The organism is Arthrobacter tumbae (assembly GCF_016907495.1).
Classification (GTDB): domain Bacteria; phylum Actinomycetota; class Actinomycetes; order Actinomycetales; family Micrococcaceae; genus Arthrobacter_D; species Arthrobacter_D tumbae.
Map to the genome: position 1 here is coordinate 936,175 of NZ_JAFBCC010000001.1, position 14,713 is coordinate 950,887.

The 14,713-nt window shown below is 63.2% G+C and carries 14 protein-coding genes; 8 read left to right on the plus strand and 6 right to left on the minus strand.

Features of this window, described 5'->3' with window-relative positions:
• The first annotated feature begins 144 nt into the window (after positions 1-144).
• From JOD47_RS04480 to JOD47_RS04515, 8 genes are all read left to right on the plus strand, one after another.
• The gene (locus tag JOD47_RS04480) at positions 145-1,005 is read left to right on the plus strand and encodes a LysR substrate-binding domain-containing protein (protein WP_204532330.1); all 861 of its coding nucleotides are present in this window, start codon (positions 145-147) and stop codon (positions 1,003-1,005) included.
• A gap of 118 nt (positions 1,006-1,123) precedes the next feature.
• Positions 1,124-1,552 carry an aspartate 1-decarboxylase gene (gene panD / locus JOD47_RS04485; protein WP_204532332.1) on the plus strand — a complete coding sequence of 143 codons (429 nt, stop codon included), beginning with the start codon at positions 1,124-1,126 and terminating at the stop codon, positions 1,550-1,552.
• Positions 1,553-1,764: 212 nt separating this feature from the next.
• Positions 1,765-3,090 carry an extracellular solute-binding protein gene (locus JOD47_RS04490; protein WP_204532333.1) on the plus strand — a complete coding sequence of 442 codons (1,326 nt, stop codon included), beginning with the start codon at positions 1,765-1,767 and terminating at the stop codon, positions 3,088-3,090.
• Between the two features lie 29 nt (positions 3,091-3,119).
• On the plus strand, positions 3,120-4,049 hold the full coding sequence (locus JOD47_RS04495) for a carbohydrate ABC transporter permease (RefSeq protein WP_204536428.1): 930 nt from the start codon (positions 3,120-3,122) through the stop codon (positions 4,047-4,049).
• Positions 4,046-4,891 carry a carbohydrate ABC transporter permease gene (locus JOD47_RS04500; RefSeq protein WP_204532335.1) on the plus strand — a complete coding sequence of 282 codons (846 nt, stop codon included), beginning with the start codon at positions 4,046-4,048 and terminating at the stop codon, positions 4,889-4,891. The genes JOD47_RS04495 and JOD47_RS04500 overlap by 4 nt, the downstream gene beginning before the upstream one ends.
• A 37-nt stretch (positions 4,892-4,928) precedes the next feature.
• Positions 4,929-6,230 (plus strand): ABC transporter ATP-binding protein, encoded by a 1,302-nt coding sequence (locus tag JOD47_RS04505; RefSeq protein ID WP_204532337.1) that lies wholly within the window; start codon positions 4,929-4,931, stop codon positions 6,228-6,230.
• A gap of 28 nt (positions 6,231-6,258) precedes the next feature.
• Positions 6,259-8,001, plus strand: a complete 1,743-nt coding sequence (locus JOD47_RS04510; protein WP_204532344.1) for a helicase HerA-like domain-containing protein — start codon at positions 6,259-6,261, stop codon at positions 7,999-8,001.
• 31 nt (positions 8,002-8,032) lie between these two features.
• A complete protein-coding gene (locus JOD47_RS04515; protein WP_307836194.1) occupies positions 8,033-9,016 on the plus strand; it encodes a hypothetical protein in 984 nt (327 codons plus the stop codon).
• Here the strand turns inward: JOD47_RS04515 and JOD47_RS04520 are convergent.
• From JOD47_RS04520 to rpmB, 6 genes are all read right to left on the minus strand, one after another.
• The gene (locus tag JOD47_RS04520; RefSeq protein ID WP_204532347.1) at positions 9,013-11,022 is read right to left on the minus strand and encodes an NHL domain-containing thioredoxin family protein; all 2,010 of its coding nucleotides are present in this window, start codon (positions 11,020-11,022) and stop codon (positions 9,013-9,015) included. The two genes, JOD47_RS04515 and JOD47_RS04520, sit on opposite strands and share 4 nt — an antisense overlap.
• Positions 11,019-13,178 carry a bifunctional copper resistance protein CopD/cytochrome c oxidase assembly protein gene (locus tag JOD47_RS04525; protein ID WP_204532349.1) on the minus strand — a complete coding sequence of 720 codons (2,160 nt, stop codon included), beginning with the start codon at positions 13,176-13,178 and terminating at the stop codon, positions 11,019-11,021. Before JOD47_RS04525 ends, JOD47_RS04520 begins: the two co-directional genes overlap by 4 nt.
• 127 nt (positions 13,179-13,305) lie before the next feature.
• Positions 13,306-13,596 (minus strand): HU family DNA-binding protein, encoded by a 291-nt coding sequence (locus tag JOD47_RS04530; protein ID WP_204532351.1) that lies wholly within the window; start codon positions 13,594-13,596, stop codon positions 13,306-13,308.
• 257 nt (positions 13,597-13,853) lie between these two features.
• Positions 13,854-14,159: a 30S ribosomal protein S14 gene (rpsN, locus tag JOD47_RS04535; RefSeq protein ID WP_026545363.1), complete on the minus strand. Its 306-nt coding sequence runs from the start codon at positions 14,157-14,159 to the stop codon at positions 13,854-13,856.
• 2 nt (positions 14,160-14,161) lie between these two features.
• On the minus strand, positions 14,162-14,329 hold the full coding sequence (gene rpmG / locus JOD47_RS04540; protein WP_019481734.1) for a 50S ribosomal protein L33: 168 nt from the start codon (positions 14,327-14,329) through the stop codon (positions 14,162-14,164).
• Positions 14,329-14,565, minus strand: coding sequence for a 50S ribosomal protein L28 (gene rpmB / locus JOD47_RS04545; protein ID WP_204532352.1), 237 nt, complete (start codon positions 14,563-14,565; stop codon positions 14,329-14,331). Before rpmB ends, rpmG begins: the two co-directional genes overlap by 1 nt.
• Between the last annotated feature and the right edge of the window lie 148 nt (positions 14,566-14,713).

Here is a 14,713-nt window from a genome sequence, read left to right on the forward strand (position 1 = left end):
AACTGAAGCGTCGCTGGGAACTGCAGTAGCGCGGTGAATGGATGGGTACCTTCTTAACGCTAACCAGCCGCACGCGCATTAGGAATGGTGATCAAGCTTATAAGTACTATTGTGGAACGTAATGAGTGCGCAGAGAGGCAGCCCATGTACGACTCAGTGCAACTGAAATCCTTCCTCGCCGTCGCGGAGACCCGCAGTTTCACGGGGGCAGCAACCCGGCTCGGGCTGAGTCAGCCGACGGTCAGTCAGCATGTCCGGAAGCTCGAAAAGGCCGCCGGCCGGATGCTCATAGCGCGGGACACCCGGGAGGTCCGCCTCACCGACAACGGTGACGCGATGGCCGGGTTCGCCCGCACAATACTCGCGGCCCAGGAACAGGCGCTCACCTATTTCTCGGGGTCGGCCATGCGCGGGCGGCTGCGCTTCGGGGTCGCCGATGACCTCGCGATCACTCAGCTTCCCCGCATTCTCCGTCATTTCCGTCAGCTCTACCCACAGATCAACCTCGAGCTGACGGTGTCGCAGAGCCCGCCGCTGCTGCGCCGCCTGCGCGCCGGTCAACTGGACCTGATTCTCATCAAGTACATGGCCGGTACGGGTGAGGGCACCCTGGTACAGCGTGACCGCCTCGTCTGGGCGGGCCATGCCAAGACAACGCTCGACGACGGCGCCCCGGTCCCGCTCATTGCCTACCAGGCACCCAGCCTCAGCCGGCAAATGGCAATCGAAGCACTTGAGAAGGCGGGCAGGACCTGGCGGATCACCTGCAACACCCGTGAGATCAACGGCGTACTGGCAGCAGCCCGCGCGGGAATCGGACTGGCCGTTTTCCCCCAGTCCCTCATCCCTGATGACCTGGTCCAGGTAACCAACCGCTTTGATCTGCCTCCACTGGGCGATGTGGACTTCACGCTGCTGAGCAACCCGCTGGCGAACCAGGACCTGGTCGAGACGTTGAGCACAGCTATCCTTGGCCGTGCACTGCGCAAGCCGACGGACTCCTGACCTGTCCCGGCCGCAGCGGGCGGGCGGCGCGGGCGGGCTGGCGCAGGCCGACTACGGCGCGGCGAGCGTGCGCAAGGCCACATGGCAGGCCGGCTGGGGCCAGCGTAGACTTGACGCGATGAATCGCACAATGTTCAAGTCCAAGATCCACCGCGCTACGGTGACCCACGCGGACCTTCACTACGTGGGTTCCGTCACCGTTGACCTGGACCTGCTGGAAGCGGCAGACATCCTGCCCGGTGAGATGGTGTCCATCGTGGACGTCACCAACGGTGCACGTCTGGAGACCTACACCATCGCAGGCGAACGCGGTTCCGGCGTCCTCGGCATCAATGGTCCGGCCGCTCACCTGGTGCATGAGGGTGACACGGTCATTCTGATCACCTACGCAGCGATGACCACTGAAGAGGCGCATTCCTACGAGCCCACCATTGTTCACGTTGATGCTGCCAACCGGATCATCGAACTGGGCAATGATCCCGCAGAGGGACTCACCGAGGGGTTGCTGCGGCCCCCCTTCGCCTTGAATAACGCCGCACTGCTCTAGTCTTCGCATCCCGGACGATGCACCAGGAGGCCCCGCAAATTCTGCGGGGCCTCCTGTTGTTTGTACTCTTCGATATCGGCTTGGCAACGGATCCTAGCGAATTCGTCCCGTAGGGCTTAGTGTCAGAAAGGCAAGGCTGCTTTCTTTCCTTTGACCGGCACCGGTTCTGAAGGATCGGGGCGGACCAGACTCGATGTGGAGGCGAGGTACGCATGCCGGGAAATCGCAGGATCAAGCAGCAGAAGAGGCGGATTCGGAGGCGCCCCGGTGCCGTCGCCGCCACCACCCTGGGGCTTGCTTCACTACTCCTCAGCGGGTGCGGGCCAGCGGACTCCGGTGTTCCCACGCTTACCTGGTACATCAATCCCGATGCCGGTGGGCAGGCGGACATCGCGCAGCGCTGCACCGAAGAGGCGGGCGGCGAGTACCGGATCGAAACTGCGCTGCTTCCCAATGACGCAGCAGCCCAGCGCGAGCAGCTCGCACGCCGGCTGGCGGCGAATGACGATTCCCTGGACATCATGAGCATCGACCCGCCGTTCGTACCTGAGCTGGCCACGTTCCTCGCACCGGTTCCCGAGGACGTCGCCCAGAGCACCACCGAGAACACACTGGACGGCGCACTGCAGGGTGCAATGTATGAGGATGAACTGGTAACGGTGCCGTTCTGGGCCAATACGCAGATCCTCTGGTACCGCGAATCCGTCGCAGAGGAAGCCGGCCTCGACATGTCTCAACCGGTCACCTGGGACCAGCTGATGGAAGTAGCCGCCGCGCAGGACGTAGAGCTCGGCGTTCAGGGTTCACAGGCTGAATCGATGACCGTCTGGATCAATTCCCTGATCGAGTCGGCCGGCGGAACAATCCTTGAAACCCCGGAAGCACCCGCCGACGAGATTGAGTTGGGCCTGGCCAGTGAAGCGGGACGCGAAGCTGCTCGCATCGTCGGGACGATCGGGGACCAGGGGCTGGGCGGTCCGGGTCTGGCGACATCCACCGAGAATACGTCCCTCATCGAATTCCAGGGCGAGACCGGTTCCTTCATGGTCAACTACCCCTTTGTCTGGCCCGCCACACAGGGCGCAGTCGAGGGAGGATCCCTGGATCAGGCGGTGCTCGATGACATTGGATGGGCGCTCTACCCGCGCGTGTTCGAGGATCAGGAGACAGCGCCTCCGCTTGGCGGAATCAACCTCGGCGTGGGATCCGGCAGTGAAAATCCGGAGCTGGCGTACCAGGCCATCGAGTGCATTGTGCAGCCAGAGAACCAGACCGAATACTTCCTGACCAACGGCAACCCGCCGTCAAACTCGGAGGCGTACGAGGATCCCCGGATCGAAGAACAGTTCCCCATGGCTGAGACCATCCGTGAATCACTGGAACTTGCAGCGCCTCGCCCGCAAACCCCGTTCTACAACGAAATCTCAAGTGGCCTCCAGCAGACCTGGACCCCGCCGGATGAGGTGGAGCCGGAAACCACGCCGGAGCAATCAGCGGAGTTCATCACCGCTGTGCTGAGAGGGGAGAGGCTGCTGTGACCAGCGCAATCACCAAGAATCCAAAGGCCATGAAGACCAATGGCCGTAACGACGACTACAGCGACAGGGCCAAATCTGAACGCCGGCTTGGTTGGATGCTTGCGGGCCCGGCCTTCATCATCATGCTCGCGGTCACCCTGTACCCCATCCTCCAGGCATTTTTCGACTCGCTGTTCGCCTTCAGGCTGACGGCACCGGACGAGCGCCAATTCATTCTGTTTCAGAACTACGTGACAATCCTGAGCGACCCGGTCTGGTGGCGCGACCTCCTGGTGACGCTCCTGATCACCGTAGTGACAGTCGCCGTCGAACTCGTTCTTGGTTTTGCCTTGGCACTGGTCATGCACCGGGCGCTCAAAGCAGTAAGGGGCTGGCTCCGTACTGCCATTCTTGTGCCCTACGGAATCATCACCGTAGTTTCGGCGTATGCCTGGTTCTACGCGTTCGACATCAGCTCCGGCTACGTGAACTCGTGGTTCAATTGGGTGCCGGGCATCGATCAGGATCTGAACTGGTTCGCACAGGCCAGCACGGCGCTCCCGGTCATCATGGCATCGGAAATCTGGAAGACCACACCCTTCATCTCACTTCTCCTGCTGGCCGGGCTGGCACAGGTGCCGGATGAACTGACGGAGGCCGCCAAGGTTGACGGCGCCACGTGGTGGGAGCAGATGCGCAAGGTCATCATTCCCAATATGAAGGCGGCCATCATGGTAGCGGTTCTCTTCCGCGCCCTCGACGCCTTCCGAATATTCGACAACGTCTTCATCATGACCAATGGCCAGTACGGCACCGAGGTGCTCTCGCTGCTCGCCTATCGAACCTCGATCAGCAGACTGGAGATCGGCCTGGGCTCAGCTGTATCGGTACTTCTCTTCGCCTGTGTCCTGCTGATCAGTTTCGTTGCGATCAAGGTGTTCAAGGTGGACCTCGCCGGATCAACAGGAGGAAAGCGATGAAGTCGACTGGCCGCGAAAAGCTCGTATGGACGCTCATTTCGATTGCAGTTCTCGTTTATGCACTGTTCCCTGTAGCGTCCATCTTCGCCACCTCATTCAAGGCACCCGGTGACCTGACCAACGGGAATTTTCTCCCGACACCGGGGTTGGCCACGCTGGACAACTACGAACAGATCCTTGTCGGAGATGCACAGGGCCTCTTCCTCACAGCGCTGTGGAACTCGATCGGAATATCGCTCATTGCAACCTTCATCGCCGTTGTCCTGGCTACCCTGTGCGCCTACGCGATCGCCCGGTTGGACTTCCCCGGCAAGAAGGTCATCCTGACGACGGCGCTGGCGGTGTCGATCTTCCCTGTCATCTCGATCGTCACTCCACTGTTCAATCTGTGGCGGAACATCGGTCTGTACGACACCTGGCTCGGCCTGATCATCCCCTACCTGTCTCTCACGCTTCCGATCTCCATCTGGACGCTGGCAGCCTTCTTCCGCCAGATCCCGTGGGAACTGGAGCAAGCGGCACAGGTGGACGGTGCCACGACGTGGCAGGCGTTCCGCAAGGCAATCGTTCCGCTCGCCGCACCCGGCGTGTTTACGACGGCGATCATCGCCTTCTTCATCGCGTGGAACGACTTCGTCTACGGCATATCGCTGACGTCGACGGAAGCGGCACGTCCTGTACCCGCGGCACTTGCGTTCTTCACCGGGGCTTCGCAGTTCGAGTCCCCCACCGGTGCGATTTCCGCGGCGGCAATCATTGTGACCATTCCGGTTGTGCTGCTGGTCTTGCTCTTCCAGCGGCAGATCGTTTCAGGCCTGACTCAGGGCGCAGTCAAGGGTTGAGAACCGAAGAAACTGAAGGAAGAGGACCGATAAGAACATGGCTTCCATAACACTCAAGAACCTCGTCAAGAAGTATGGGGACGGGTTCCCCGCCGTCAATGACATCAGTATCGACATCGAGGATGGCGAGTTCATCATCCTTGTCGGCCCTTCGGGCTGCGGCAAGTCAACTCTGCTGCGCATGATCGTGGGGCTTGAGGACATCACGTCCGGCGATCTGTACATCAACGGGGAGCGGGTCAATTCGAAGGCTCCCCGTGACCGGAATCTTGCCATGGTGTTCCAGAATTACGCGCTTTATCCGCACCTGACGGTGTATGAGAACATCGCTTTCCCGCTACGCCTTGCAAAGGGCAAGAACAGCGAGGAAGAGGTGGATCGCCTGGTTACCGGGGCGGCCGCAACCCTTGAGCTGACCGATCACCTGCAGCGCAAGCCCGCCAATCTCTCGGGCGGCCAGCGGCAGCGTGTTGCCATGGGCAGGGCCATCGTCCGGCAGGCAGATGCGTTCCTGTTCGACGAGCCGCTTTCCAACCTTGACGCAAAGCTTCGCGGGCAGATGCGATCGGAGATCTCGCAGATGCAGCGGCGGCTGGGCACCACATCGGTCTACGTCACCCACGACCAGACCGAGGCCATGACCCTCGGAGACCGGGTAGCCGTTCTGAAGAAAGGCGAGCTACAGCAGATTGCCTCCCCGCGGGAACTATATGAACAGCCGGTCAACCTGTTCGTCGCCGGCTTCATCGGCTCCCCGTCGATGAACTTCCTTCCGGCCACCATCGAAGGCGGCAAGCTCCAGACCGCGCTCGGTGCGCTGGATATTCCTGCCGACCGCGCAGCGAAGGCGGAAGGCCGCAAGGTGGTCCTCGTGGGTGTCCGGCCTGAATTCTTCGAGGACGCCAAGCTGGTGGACGAGGCGAAGAAGCCGCATGGTTCCACGTTCACGGCAACTCTCACCCACACCGAGTGGCTCGGCAATGAGCAGTACGGCTACATCAACTTCGACCCTGCCCCCGAGGTGCGCGAACTCCTGAATAACCTGGCACGCGATATGGATGCCGATGAGCTGCGGCCGCAGGTTGTGGTGACGCTCGATGCTGCGAGCCGTATCCGGGGCGGCCGGGAGTCGGAGATCTGGCTGGATACCCGCAAGCTGCACCTGTTCGACGCCGAGACCGGTGAAAATCTGACCCGCGATGCCGAGGCGGGAGCAGCGCTGACCGCGGAGGCGAGTGAGGAGCGGGCCGAGGAGATCGAAAGTGCCCGCCAGGCTGACCAGGCCAACCACGAGTCGAGCGCCGGGAGGAGCGGCGGAAGCCACGCGGCAGCGAGCTGACAAGCGGGCGGGTTGTACGCTGAGCATCATGGCGAGCAAAGAGGCACAGCAGACCCCGGCCCAGCACATTGAGCAGATTACCTCCGGGTATACCTTCGATGAGCCGTCCATCCAGTTGGGTGCGGCAGTCGTGGACAACACCGTGCATCCGGAAGCCGCTGTGAGGCTGCCGTTGGCCATGATGAACCGCCATGGACTGGTGTCCGGAGCCACCGGAACCGGCAAGACCATCACGCTGCAGGTCATCGCCGAACAGCTGAGCGCCCACGGCGTTCCGGTCTTCCTCGCAGACATCAAGGGAGATCTCACCGGTCTGTCGACCGCGGGCGCGGGCGCCGAAAAGCTCCTCAAGCGCACACAGTCAGTCGGTCAGGCGTGGGCGGCCAAGAGCTTCCCGGTCGAGTACTTCTCCCTTGGCGGAGACGGCGTGGGCGTGCCCATCCGTGCAACCATCTCCGACTTCGGCCCCCTGCTCCTGGCACGGGTCCTGGATCTGAACGAGACGCAGGAATCAAGCCTGCAGCTCGTGTTCCATTACGCCGACAAGGCAGACCTCGAACTGTTCAACCTCGCTGACCTCCGCGCAGTCATCTCGTTCCTGGTTTCTGATGAAGGCAAGGGGTCGCTGGAGAACCTCGGCGGCCTCTCGAAAGCAACTGCCGGAGTCATCCTGCGCGAGCTCATCACCCTTGAAGCCCAGGGCATGGACCGGTTCTTCGGTGAGCCGGAATTCGACACGGACGACCTCCTGCGCACCGATGCCGCGGGCCGCGGAGTCATCAGTTGCCTGGAACTGCCCACACTGCAGCAGAAGCCCCAGCTGTTTTCCACCTTCCTCATGTGGCTGGTGGCAGACCTCTTCGCGGACCTTCCGGAGGTCGGGGACATCGACAAGCCGAAGCTGGTCTTCTTCCTCGACGAGGCGCACCTGCTCTTCAACGGCGCGTCCAAGGCTTTCCTGCAGTCCATCCAGACCACCGTCCGGCTGATCCGTTCCAAGGGCGTTGGCATCTTCCTTGTCACCCAGACCCCGCGCGACGTGCCCGCGGAGGTGCTGGGCCAGCTCGCGAACCGGGTGCAGCACGCGCTTCGCGCATTCACGCCCGATGACGCGAAAGCTCTCAAGTCCACTGTCTCCACCTTCCCCATCAGCCCTTACGACCTCGAAGAAGTTCTGACATCAGCCGGCATCGGCGAGGCGGTGGTCACCGTCATGAACGAGAAGGGCGCTCCCACGCCCGTGGCCTGGACGAGGATGTTCTCGCCGCAGTCCACCATGGGACCATCCCCGGCAGGAGTGGTCGAGGGGATAGTGGCAGGCTCACCGCTCCTCGCGGATTACGGCACACCCATCGACAGCCACTCCGCCTTCGAGAAGCTTTCCACACCCGAACCGGCGCCCACACACGCTTCCGCTGAACCGGGCACGACAGGACCTGGAACGACAAGACCGGGGACGACGGCGGCGCCCCAGTCAGGCGATACTCCACCGGCACGCCGCCTCCCCTCGCAGTCGGAGATCGATGCCGAGGCCCGCCGGATCGAGGAAGACATTCTCGGCCGGCCCAGCAGCCGCCCCGCGACCACCCGCCGGGAGCACCCGGCTCCGATAAGCGGCCAAACTCATCCCCCGGCTCCGCCCACCGGGCAGAAACAGCAGGAAAAGAACGAAATGATGGACTTCGCGCTCAAGACGGCGGGCACCATCGGAGTTGAACTGGTCCGTGGCCTTTTTGCAACGCAACGGAGGCGCCGCCGTCGTCGTTGGTAGGTCTGGCATCACCATTGGGTAACGTAAGAGCGTGCATTCGTCCCGCCTGATCCGAGTCCTGGCCGCCTGGCTGCTTGGTCTCATGATCGCAATCGCCGCGGCGATCGTCACGGTGACCCTGGTCAACACGCACATGTTCGGTCCGCACCAGCAGGTGGAGAGCTACCTCGAGGCGCTGCGCCAGGGTGAGGGAGAGCGTGCCCTGGGACTGCTTAACGCCACCGTTCCGGACGCGAACGCCGCGCTCCTCGACGGCCCGGCCCTGCAGCGGGCAACGCAGGGTGTGGAGAACATCGAGGTGGGCACGCCGCAGCCGTCGGGCGAGGACCGGGTTGAGGTGGACGTCACCTACACCATCGATGACACCGCACACACCACCGCGTTCCTCCTGGAGAAGACCGGCACCGAGTGGCTGTTCTTCAACCAGTGGGAGTTTGTACCCTCGACGCTGCCTGCGCTGGAAGTGTCGGTCATCAACCAGAACGAGGCCACACTCAACGGCACGCGGGTGGTGATGCCGGAAGGACGCAACCAGTTCGCGGCCTTCTACCCCACCGAGGTGGAAGCCCACTACACGAGCGAATACTTCGCCGCGCCGGCCCAGACCGCCGCAGTTACGGACCGTCAGCAGGCGACGGTCAGCCTGAACCTCGCCACGGCGGCAACTCCGGCACTGAGCGAGGCTGTGACCGCCCAGCTGAAGACGTTCCTCGACTCCTGTGCCAAGCAGACCGTGTTCCAACCAGCCAACTGCCCGTTCGGTTTCGAAACCGGGAACCGGGTAGCCGGGCCGATCGCCTGGTCAATCACGGAATACCCGGAAGTGAGCATCGAACCCTTCAACGGCGACTGGGTGATCTCGCCGCTCACGGGCACTGTGCTGCTGGAGACGAGCCTGCAGGACCTCTTCACGGGCATCATTGAACCCATCAGCGTCCCGCAGGAGTTCGGTTTCACCGCCCGCCTCGCCGTCACCGACGAGGGCATCACCGTAACCCCCGTGGTGGAGTACTAGTCGAGCCCGCGCAGGTCGAGCGTCAGCTCGGTTTCACCGGCGGCATCGAAGGTCACCGGGATACCCCAGTCCTGCTGGTACAGGTGGCACGCAGCGTGGTCGGGTATGTCACCGCCGGGCTCACCGTCGCAGGCCGCAGCGCGTGCGGTGATGTGCAGGACGCCCTCGGGGACGCCGTCTGACAGCACGAGTTGCCGCGTCAGGCCAACGCCGGTTCCCGCACCCGATACCAGGAGCGACTCCGGCGACGAGGAAATCTTGAGCTGCGTAGGATCTCCCCACCGGTCATCGAGCTTCTGGCCCTTCGGCGCACTGAACCGCACCGTCACGCCAAATTCCCCTGCCGCCACGGCCGTTTTGGGCCGCTGTGTCTGCGAGGCACCCTCATCGACCGCAAGGGCCTCCCTCGGAATCGGAAGCCGTACAAGCTGGTGCTTGTTCGCCTCGACCACGATGAGCAGGGGTTCGCTCCCCGATTCCAGCGGCGCCTGGTCTACGAGGACGTCGGAGGGCTCGGCCAATCCGCGCATGAGGGTGGAAACCTCGCGCGTTGCCGGGTCATACCGGCGGATAGCTCCGTTGTAGGTGTCGGCAATAGCGACCGACCCGTCCGGAAGGGCGGTGACACCGAGCGGGTGCTGCAGGCGGGCCTGCCCGGCCTCACCGTCACGGAACCCGAAGTCGAACAATCCGGTGCCGATAGCAGACTGCACCTGCGTGCGGCTCCTGCCGTTGACCGTAGGAAAGCTCAACACCCGCAGTGCGGAGGTTTCGGAGTCAGCAACCCAGATGTTGCCGTGCGCATCTTCAGCCAGTCCGGAGGACTGGGCGAACCAGGCAGCGGATGAATCACCGTCGAGCAGGCCCTCAAGCCCGGTGCCGGCAAGAATATCGACGGCATGGGTGAGCGGATCGAAGGTGAAGATCTGATGGGTCCCGGCCATGGCCACGACAACCCGCCCCAGGATGGTGGACCAGATGACGTCCCACGGCGAAGACAATGAGACACCGAGGGCATCCGTACCGAGGAACGTGTCCTCCAACCGCGGCGTGGCATCCTCCGGGATGTCGGCGACGTCACCGCCAAGATCGTGGGAGACCTCCTGCAGCTCGGCAGGGCGGGCCTTGACCTGGTTGCCGGAGTCGAGCAGCCGCTGGATACCGTTGCCCGCGATGGTGGTCACCGCGCCGGTTTCAAGCGACACCGCACGCAGACGGTGGTTGACGGTGTCTGCGATAACGACGTCGTATCCCACCTGCCGTGCGATCGGCGCCGGAAGGAGGGTGAGGCCCTGGGGCTCGTTGAACTGGGCATCGTTTGCCCCGCCGTCCGCGAAACCGCGCGTACCGGAGCCGATGGTGCGCCGCACGGTCTCGAGATCAGCCTCGAGTTCCACCAATCGGTGATGGCCGCTGTCCCCCACCAGGAAGGTGTTGGTGGCGGGAAGTGCAAGTACCTTGCCCGGGAAGCGGAGATTGCCGGCGGTCGGTTCGGCGGGCACGTACGGGCCGTCGCCGCGATGCAGGGTGCCCTTCGCCTCATGCTCGGCAACCAGTTCCTCAACGAGGGATTCCAGCCCCGCTGCGTGCCCCTCACCGGACAGGTGGGCAACGATGTAACCCTCCGGGTCGATGACTACCAGCGTGGGCCATGCGCGGGCGGTATAGGCCTGCCAGGTGTCCAGTTCCGGGTCATCGAGGACCGGGTGGTGAATCTCGTACCGCTCGACCGCTGCGGCGAGGGCCACGGGATCCGCCTCATGCTCGAACTTGGGCGAGTGGACGCCCACGGTGACGAAAACGTCCGAGTACTTTTCCTCGAGCGGCCGAAGCTCGTCGAGGACGTGGAGGCAGTTGATGCAGCAGAAGGTCCAGAAATCCAGCAGGACGATCTTCCCGCGCAGGTCCTCAAGCTTGAGCTGTTTGCCCCCGGTGTTGAGCCAGTTCCGCCCGACGAGTTCGGAAGCGCGGACGCGGTAGCCGACGCGGAGGGAGGTTTCGGTCATTCAGGGTCTCCTGTGGGGGTTGTGCGCTGTCCTGCGGGAGGGTCGTGCGGCCCGCCGGACGGGGAGGACCTGGGGCGGTCCCGTTCCGCCAGTGAGGCGAACATGTTGTTATAAGCCGATAGCTCGGCGTTGTTATTCCGATCCGCAGCCCGGTCCGTGCGCCGCGACTCCTTCGCGTCGCTCCGGGACCACATCACGGCAACGCCGATCGCCAGCAGGAGCGTCGGGATTTCACCGATGCCCCAGGTCACTGCGCCGCCGATCTGCTGGTCCGCGAGCGCCGATGGGCCCCATTCCCTGCCCATGTTTCCGAACCAGGACGCCTGCAACAGGGAGGTGCCGCCCGTCAGCGCAACACCGAAGAAAGCGTGGAAGGCCATGGTCGCGAACAGGAGCACCAGCCGCAGCGGGTAGGGTGCGCGGCGCGGAATCGGGTCGGTGCCGATCATCGTCAGCACGAAGATGTACCCGGTGAGCAGGAAGTGCACGTTCATGAGCTCATGTCCCACATGCTCACGCAGCGCAAAGCCGAACAGCGGCGAATAGTAGAAGATCACGATGGACCCGGCGAAGTTCGCCGCTGCGAACAGCGGGTGGGTGACGAGCGCGGAGAACTTCGAATGGACAATCACGAGGATCCATTCACGGATCCCCCTGCTGCCGTCCCTGCGGGGTGTGAGCGCCTTGAGCGCAAGCGTGACGGGTGCGCCGATCACCAGGAACAGCGGAACCACCATGGTCAGCGCCATGTGGTCGATCATGTGCGCACTGAAGAGCACCATGCCGTAGACGGCGGGAGCCCCGGAGGTGAAGTACGTCAGCGCGACCAGACCGATGAACCAGGAGACAAGCCGTAGCACCGGCCAGGAATCACCGCGGCGGCGCAGTTTCACCACGCCCAGGATGTAGGCAACAGCAACAGTGACGGTGAAGGCGACCCACAGCCAGTCCGGGCGCCACTCGGTGAGCCAGCGCATCGGCGTCGGTTCGGGAGGCAGCTCGTAGCCGGTCAGGATGCGGGCAGGGGTGGCGTCAGGCTGCAGCTCCTCCGAGCGCGGCGGTGCGGTCCTTGCCAACGCAACGGCGACGCCGGACACTGCGCCCATGATCACGAGCTCGACGGCGATGAGCTGCCACAGCACGCGGCGGGCAGAGAAGTTGGTGTCCAGCTGGGGGATGATCCACTGCCGGTGCATGAGTCCGATCCCGCCGAGGAGGATGGTGGCGATCGCCTTGAAGGTCACCAGCAAACCCCATTCGGAGCCCAGCTGTGAGAGGCTGCCGATACGCAGGCTTGCGTTGATGATGCCTGAGAGGAAAACCAGTGCGAGGGCGAAGCCGGCCAGCGCGGAGAAGCGCGTCAGCACCGTCGTCGTCTGTGTTCCAAGTTTCCCGCCAACCGCGGCGAGGACAATGATCCCGCCCACCCAGAGGCAGACGCCCACGAGGTGCAGCGCGATGGAGTTGATGGCGGCATAGTGGTCATCGCCACCCGCCGAGTGGCCGATCAGTGCCATCGGGACCAGGCCGCCGACCGACAGCACGAGCGTGAGGGCCAGCCAGATGCTTGAACGGGCGCCGAAGGTCATGGTTGCGACCACTGCGGCGATCATGGTGGTGGACAGCCAGGCACGGCCGGTGTCGAAGTCCGTCAGGTAGGAAGCGAGGCCCTGGGTATACGCGGGGTCACCGCTGAGTGGCAGCCCTGCGGCGTCGGAGTAGGTCAATACCAGTACGGCCAGCGCGGAAAGGGTCCAAATAACCGCGGCCCAGGACGCGAGCGTCATGACCCTGGCGAAGGCGGGAGTCTCTTCAGCCTCAGGGCCCGGATCATTCACGCGGCTGGAGCGGGTGGATCCGCTGCCGGGGCGGACGTGCCGCGGGAGGATCACCACCGCGAAGACAAGGGAACCGATGACAGCGGCAACGGAGACGTTGTGCAGCGCCTTTGCCATGGGCAGACCCCACCGGGTGAGCACTCCCGGGTCGCTGAGCTGACGCGGCGCCGCCGCACCGGAGAACGCAAGCGCAAGCACCACCGCGAGAAGAACGGTGACTCCTGCGGCGATCAGCCAGCCCGGTTTGACGCCTCGCTCGCCGGCCGCACCGGCGCTGCCGTGCTTCGTCTGGTTAGTTGTTGTGGCCACGCTTCCCATTGTCTACCCGCAGTAGAACAACGGCCAACTAAGGTGGTTTGCCGCACGGACGGTGGACCCGGCTGTTTGTCCGCGTTAAACGAAGCGAGGACTGCCACCGTATGGTGGCAGCCCTCGGATCGGCTGACTACTTGACGGCAGCCTTGAGCTTGGAGCCGGCGGTCAGCTTGACGCTGCTGCCTGCTGCAATCTCGATGGTTTCACCGGTCTGGGGGTTGCGGCCGGTGCGTGCTGCACGCTCGGTGCGCTCGACTGCCAGCCAGCCCGGGATCGTAACCTTGACGTCGCTCTTGGCGGAGGAAGCGAGAACGTCGAACAGGGCATCCAGCACGCTGTTCACGGCAGTCTGGCTGGTGTCAGCCTTCGCTGCTACCTCGGCAACCAGTTCACTGCGGTTCTTGGTCTCTTTCTTAGCCAATGTATGTCCTCCTGGACCTCGTACGGATTATTCAGAACCTCACCGTGCTGGCGAAGCTTCTGGAGGAAAACCTACCAGCTTCAATCGCAAAGTCCCGCAGATTAGGGCACTTTTGCCCGGTATTTAGCCGAATTCAGACCTATTTCACGCGCCAAAGTGGCCCGAAGGATATACCGGTCCGGTTAAAGCACTCAGGACGGCGACCGGAGTCGCCGTCCTGAGTGACAGTTCATCGGGGCAATCTCAGCCCCAGCCAGCTACCAGCTGGACTTGGTGACACCGGGAAGCTCGCCGCGGTGCGCCATATCGCGGAAGCGGACACGCGAGATGCCGAACTTCTGGAGCGTGCCGCGGGGGCGTCCGTCGATCTGGTCGCGGTTGCGCAGGCGGACCGGCGAAGCGTTGCGGGGCAGCTTCTGCAGACCGAGGCGTGCAGCCTCACGAGCCTCATCCGTTGCGTTTTCATCAACAAGCGTCTTCTTGAGCTCGAGGCGCTTGGCCGCGTAGCGCTCAACAATGACCTTGCGCTGCTCGTTACGAGCAATCTTTGACTTCTTAGCCATGTTTAGCGCTCCTCTCGGAATTCGACGTGCTTGCGGATCTTGGGGTCATACTTCATCAGAACCATACGGTCCGGGTCATTACGGCGATTCTTGCGGGTCACGTAGGTGTACCCGGTGCCAGCCGTGGACTTCAGCTTGATGATCGGACGTACGTCTTTGTCCTTTGCCATTAGAGCTTCACTCCCCGCGCCTGGATCTGGGCCACGACGGCGTCAATACCGCGCACGTCGATGGTCTTGATGCCGCGGGCTGAAACCTGCAGCGTTACGTTGCGGCGCAGGGACGGAACCCAGTAGCGCTTCTTCTGAATGTTCGGGTCGAACCTGCGCTTGGTGCGCCGGTGCGAGTGCGAAATGCTGTGCCCAAAGCCCGGCTCGGCCCCAGTCACTTGGCAGTGAGCTGCCATGACGATCCTCCAAAGATTGAATAGAACAGGTAGCGGACAGTGCTACCTGCCATGGAATGCGTTCAGTGGCGCCACCGTCAGAGCGGTCAAAAGACCGCCGGATGTTCGCGAATTCTGCGCAACCTGAGCCCCTAACTACCGGCCCTCG

What these genes read in the sequence shown, in the direction of transcription:
- JOD47_RS04480 (WP_204532330.1), top strand. Translation starts at nt 145, where the DNA reads ATGTACGACTCAGTGCAACTGAAATCCTTCCTCGCCGTCGCGGAGACC.
- panD (WP_204532332.1), top strand. Translation starts at nt 1,124, where the DNA reads ATGAATCGCACAATGTTCAAGTCCAAGATCCACCGCGCTACGGTGACC.
- JOD47_RS04490 (WP_204532333.1), top strand. Translation starts at nt 1,765, where the DNA reads ATGCCGGGAAATCGCAGGATCAAGCAGCAGAAGAGGCGGATTCGGAGG.
- JOD47_RS04495 (WP_204536428.1), top strand. Translation starts at nt 3,120, where the DNA reads ATGAAGACCAATGGCCGTAACGACGACTACAGCGACAGGGCCAAATCT.
- JOD47_RS04500 (WP_204532335.1), top strand. Translation starts at nt 4,046, where the DNA reads ATGAAGTCGACTGGCCGCGAAAAGCTCGTATGGACGCTCATTTCGATT.
- JOD47_RS04505 (WP_204532337.1), top strand. Translation starts at nt 4,929, where the DNA reads ATGGCTTCCATAACACTCAAGAACCTCGTCAAGAAGTATGGGGACGGG.
- JOD47_RS04510 (WP_204532344.1), top strand. Translation starts at nt 6,259, where the DNA reads ATGGCGAGCAAAGAGGCACAGCAGACCCCGGCCCAGCACATTGAGCAG.
- JOD47_RS04520 (WP_204532347.1), bottom strand. Translation starts at nt 11,022, where the DNA reads ATGACCGAAACCTCCCTCCGCGTCGGCTACCGCGTCCGCGCTTCCGAA.
- JOD47_RS04525 (WP_204532349.1), bottom strand. Translation starts at nt 13,178, where the DNA reads ATGGGAAGCGTGGCCACAACAACTAACCAGACGAAGCACGGCAGCGCC.
- rpsN (WP_026545363.1), bottom strand. Translation starts at nt 14,159, where the DNA reads ATGGCTAAGAAGTCAAAGATTGCTCGTAACGAGCAGCGCAAGGTCATT.
- rpmG (WP_019481734.1), bottom strand. Translation starts at nt 14,329, where the DNA reads ATGGCAAAGGACAAAGACGTACGTCCGATCATCAAGCTGAAGTCCACG.
- rpmB (WP_204532352.1), bottom strand. Translation starts at nt 14,565, where the DNA reads ATGGCAGCTCACTGCCAAGTGACTGGGGCCGAGCCGGGCTTTGGGCAC.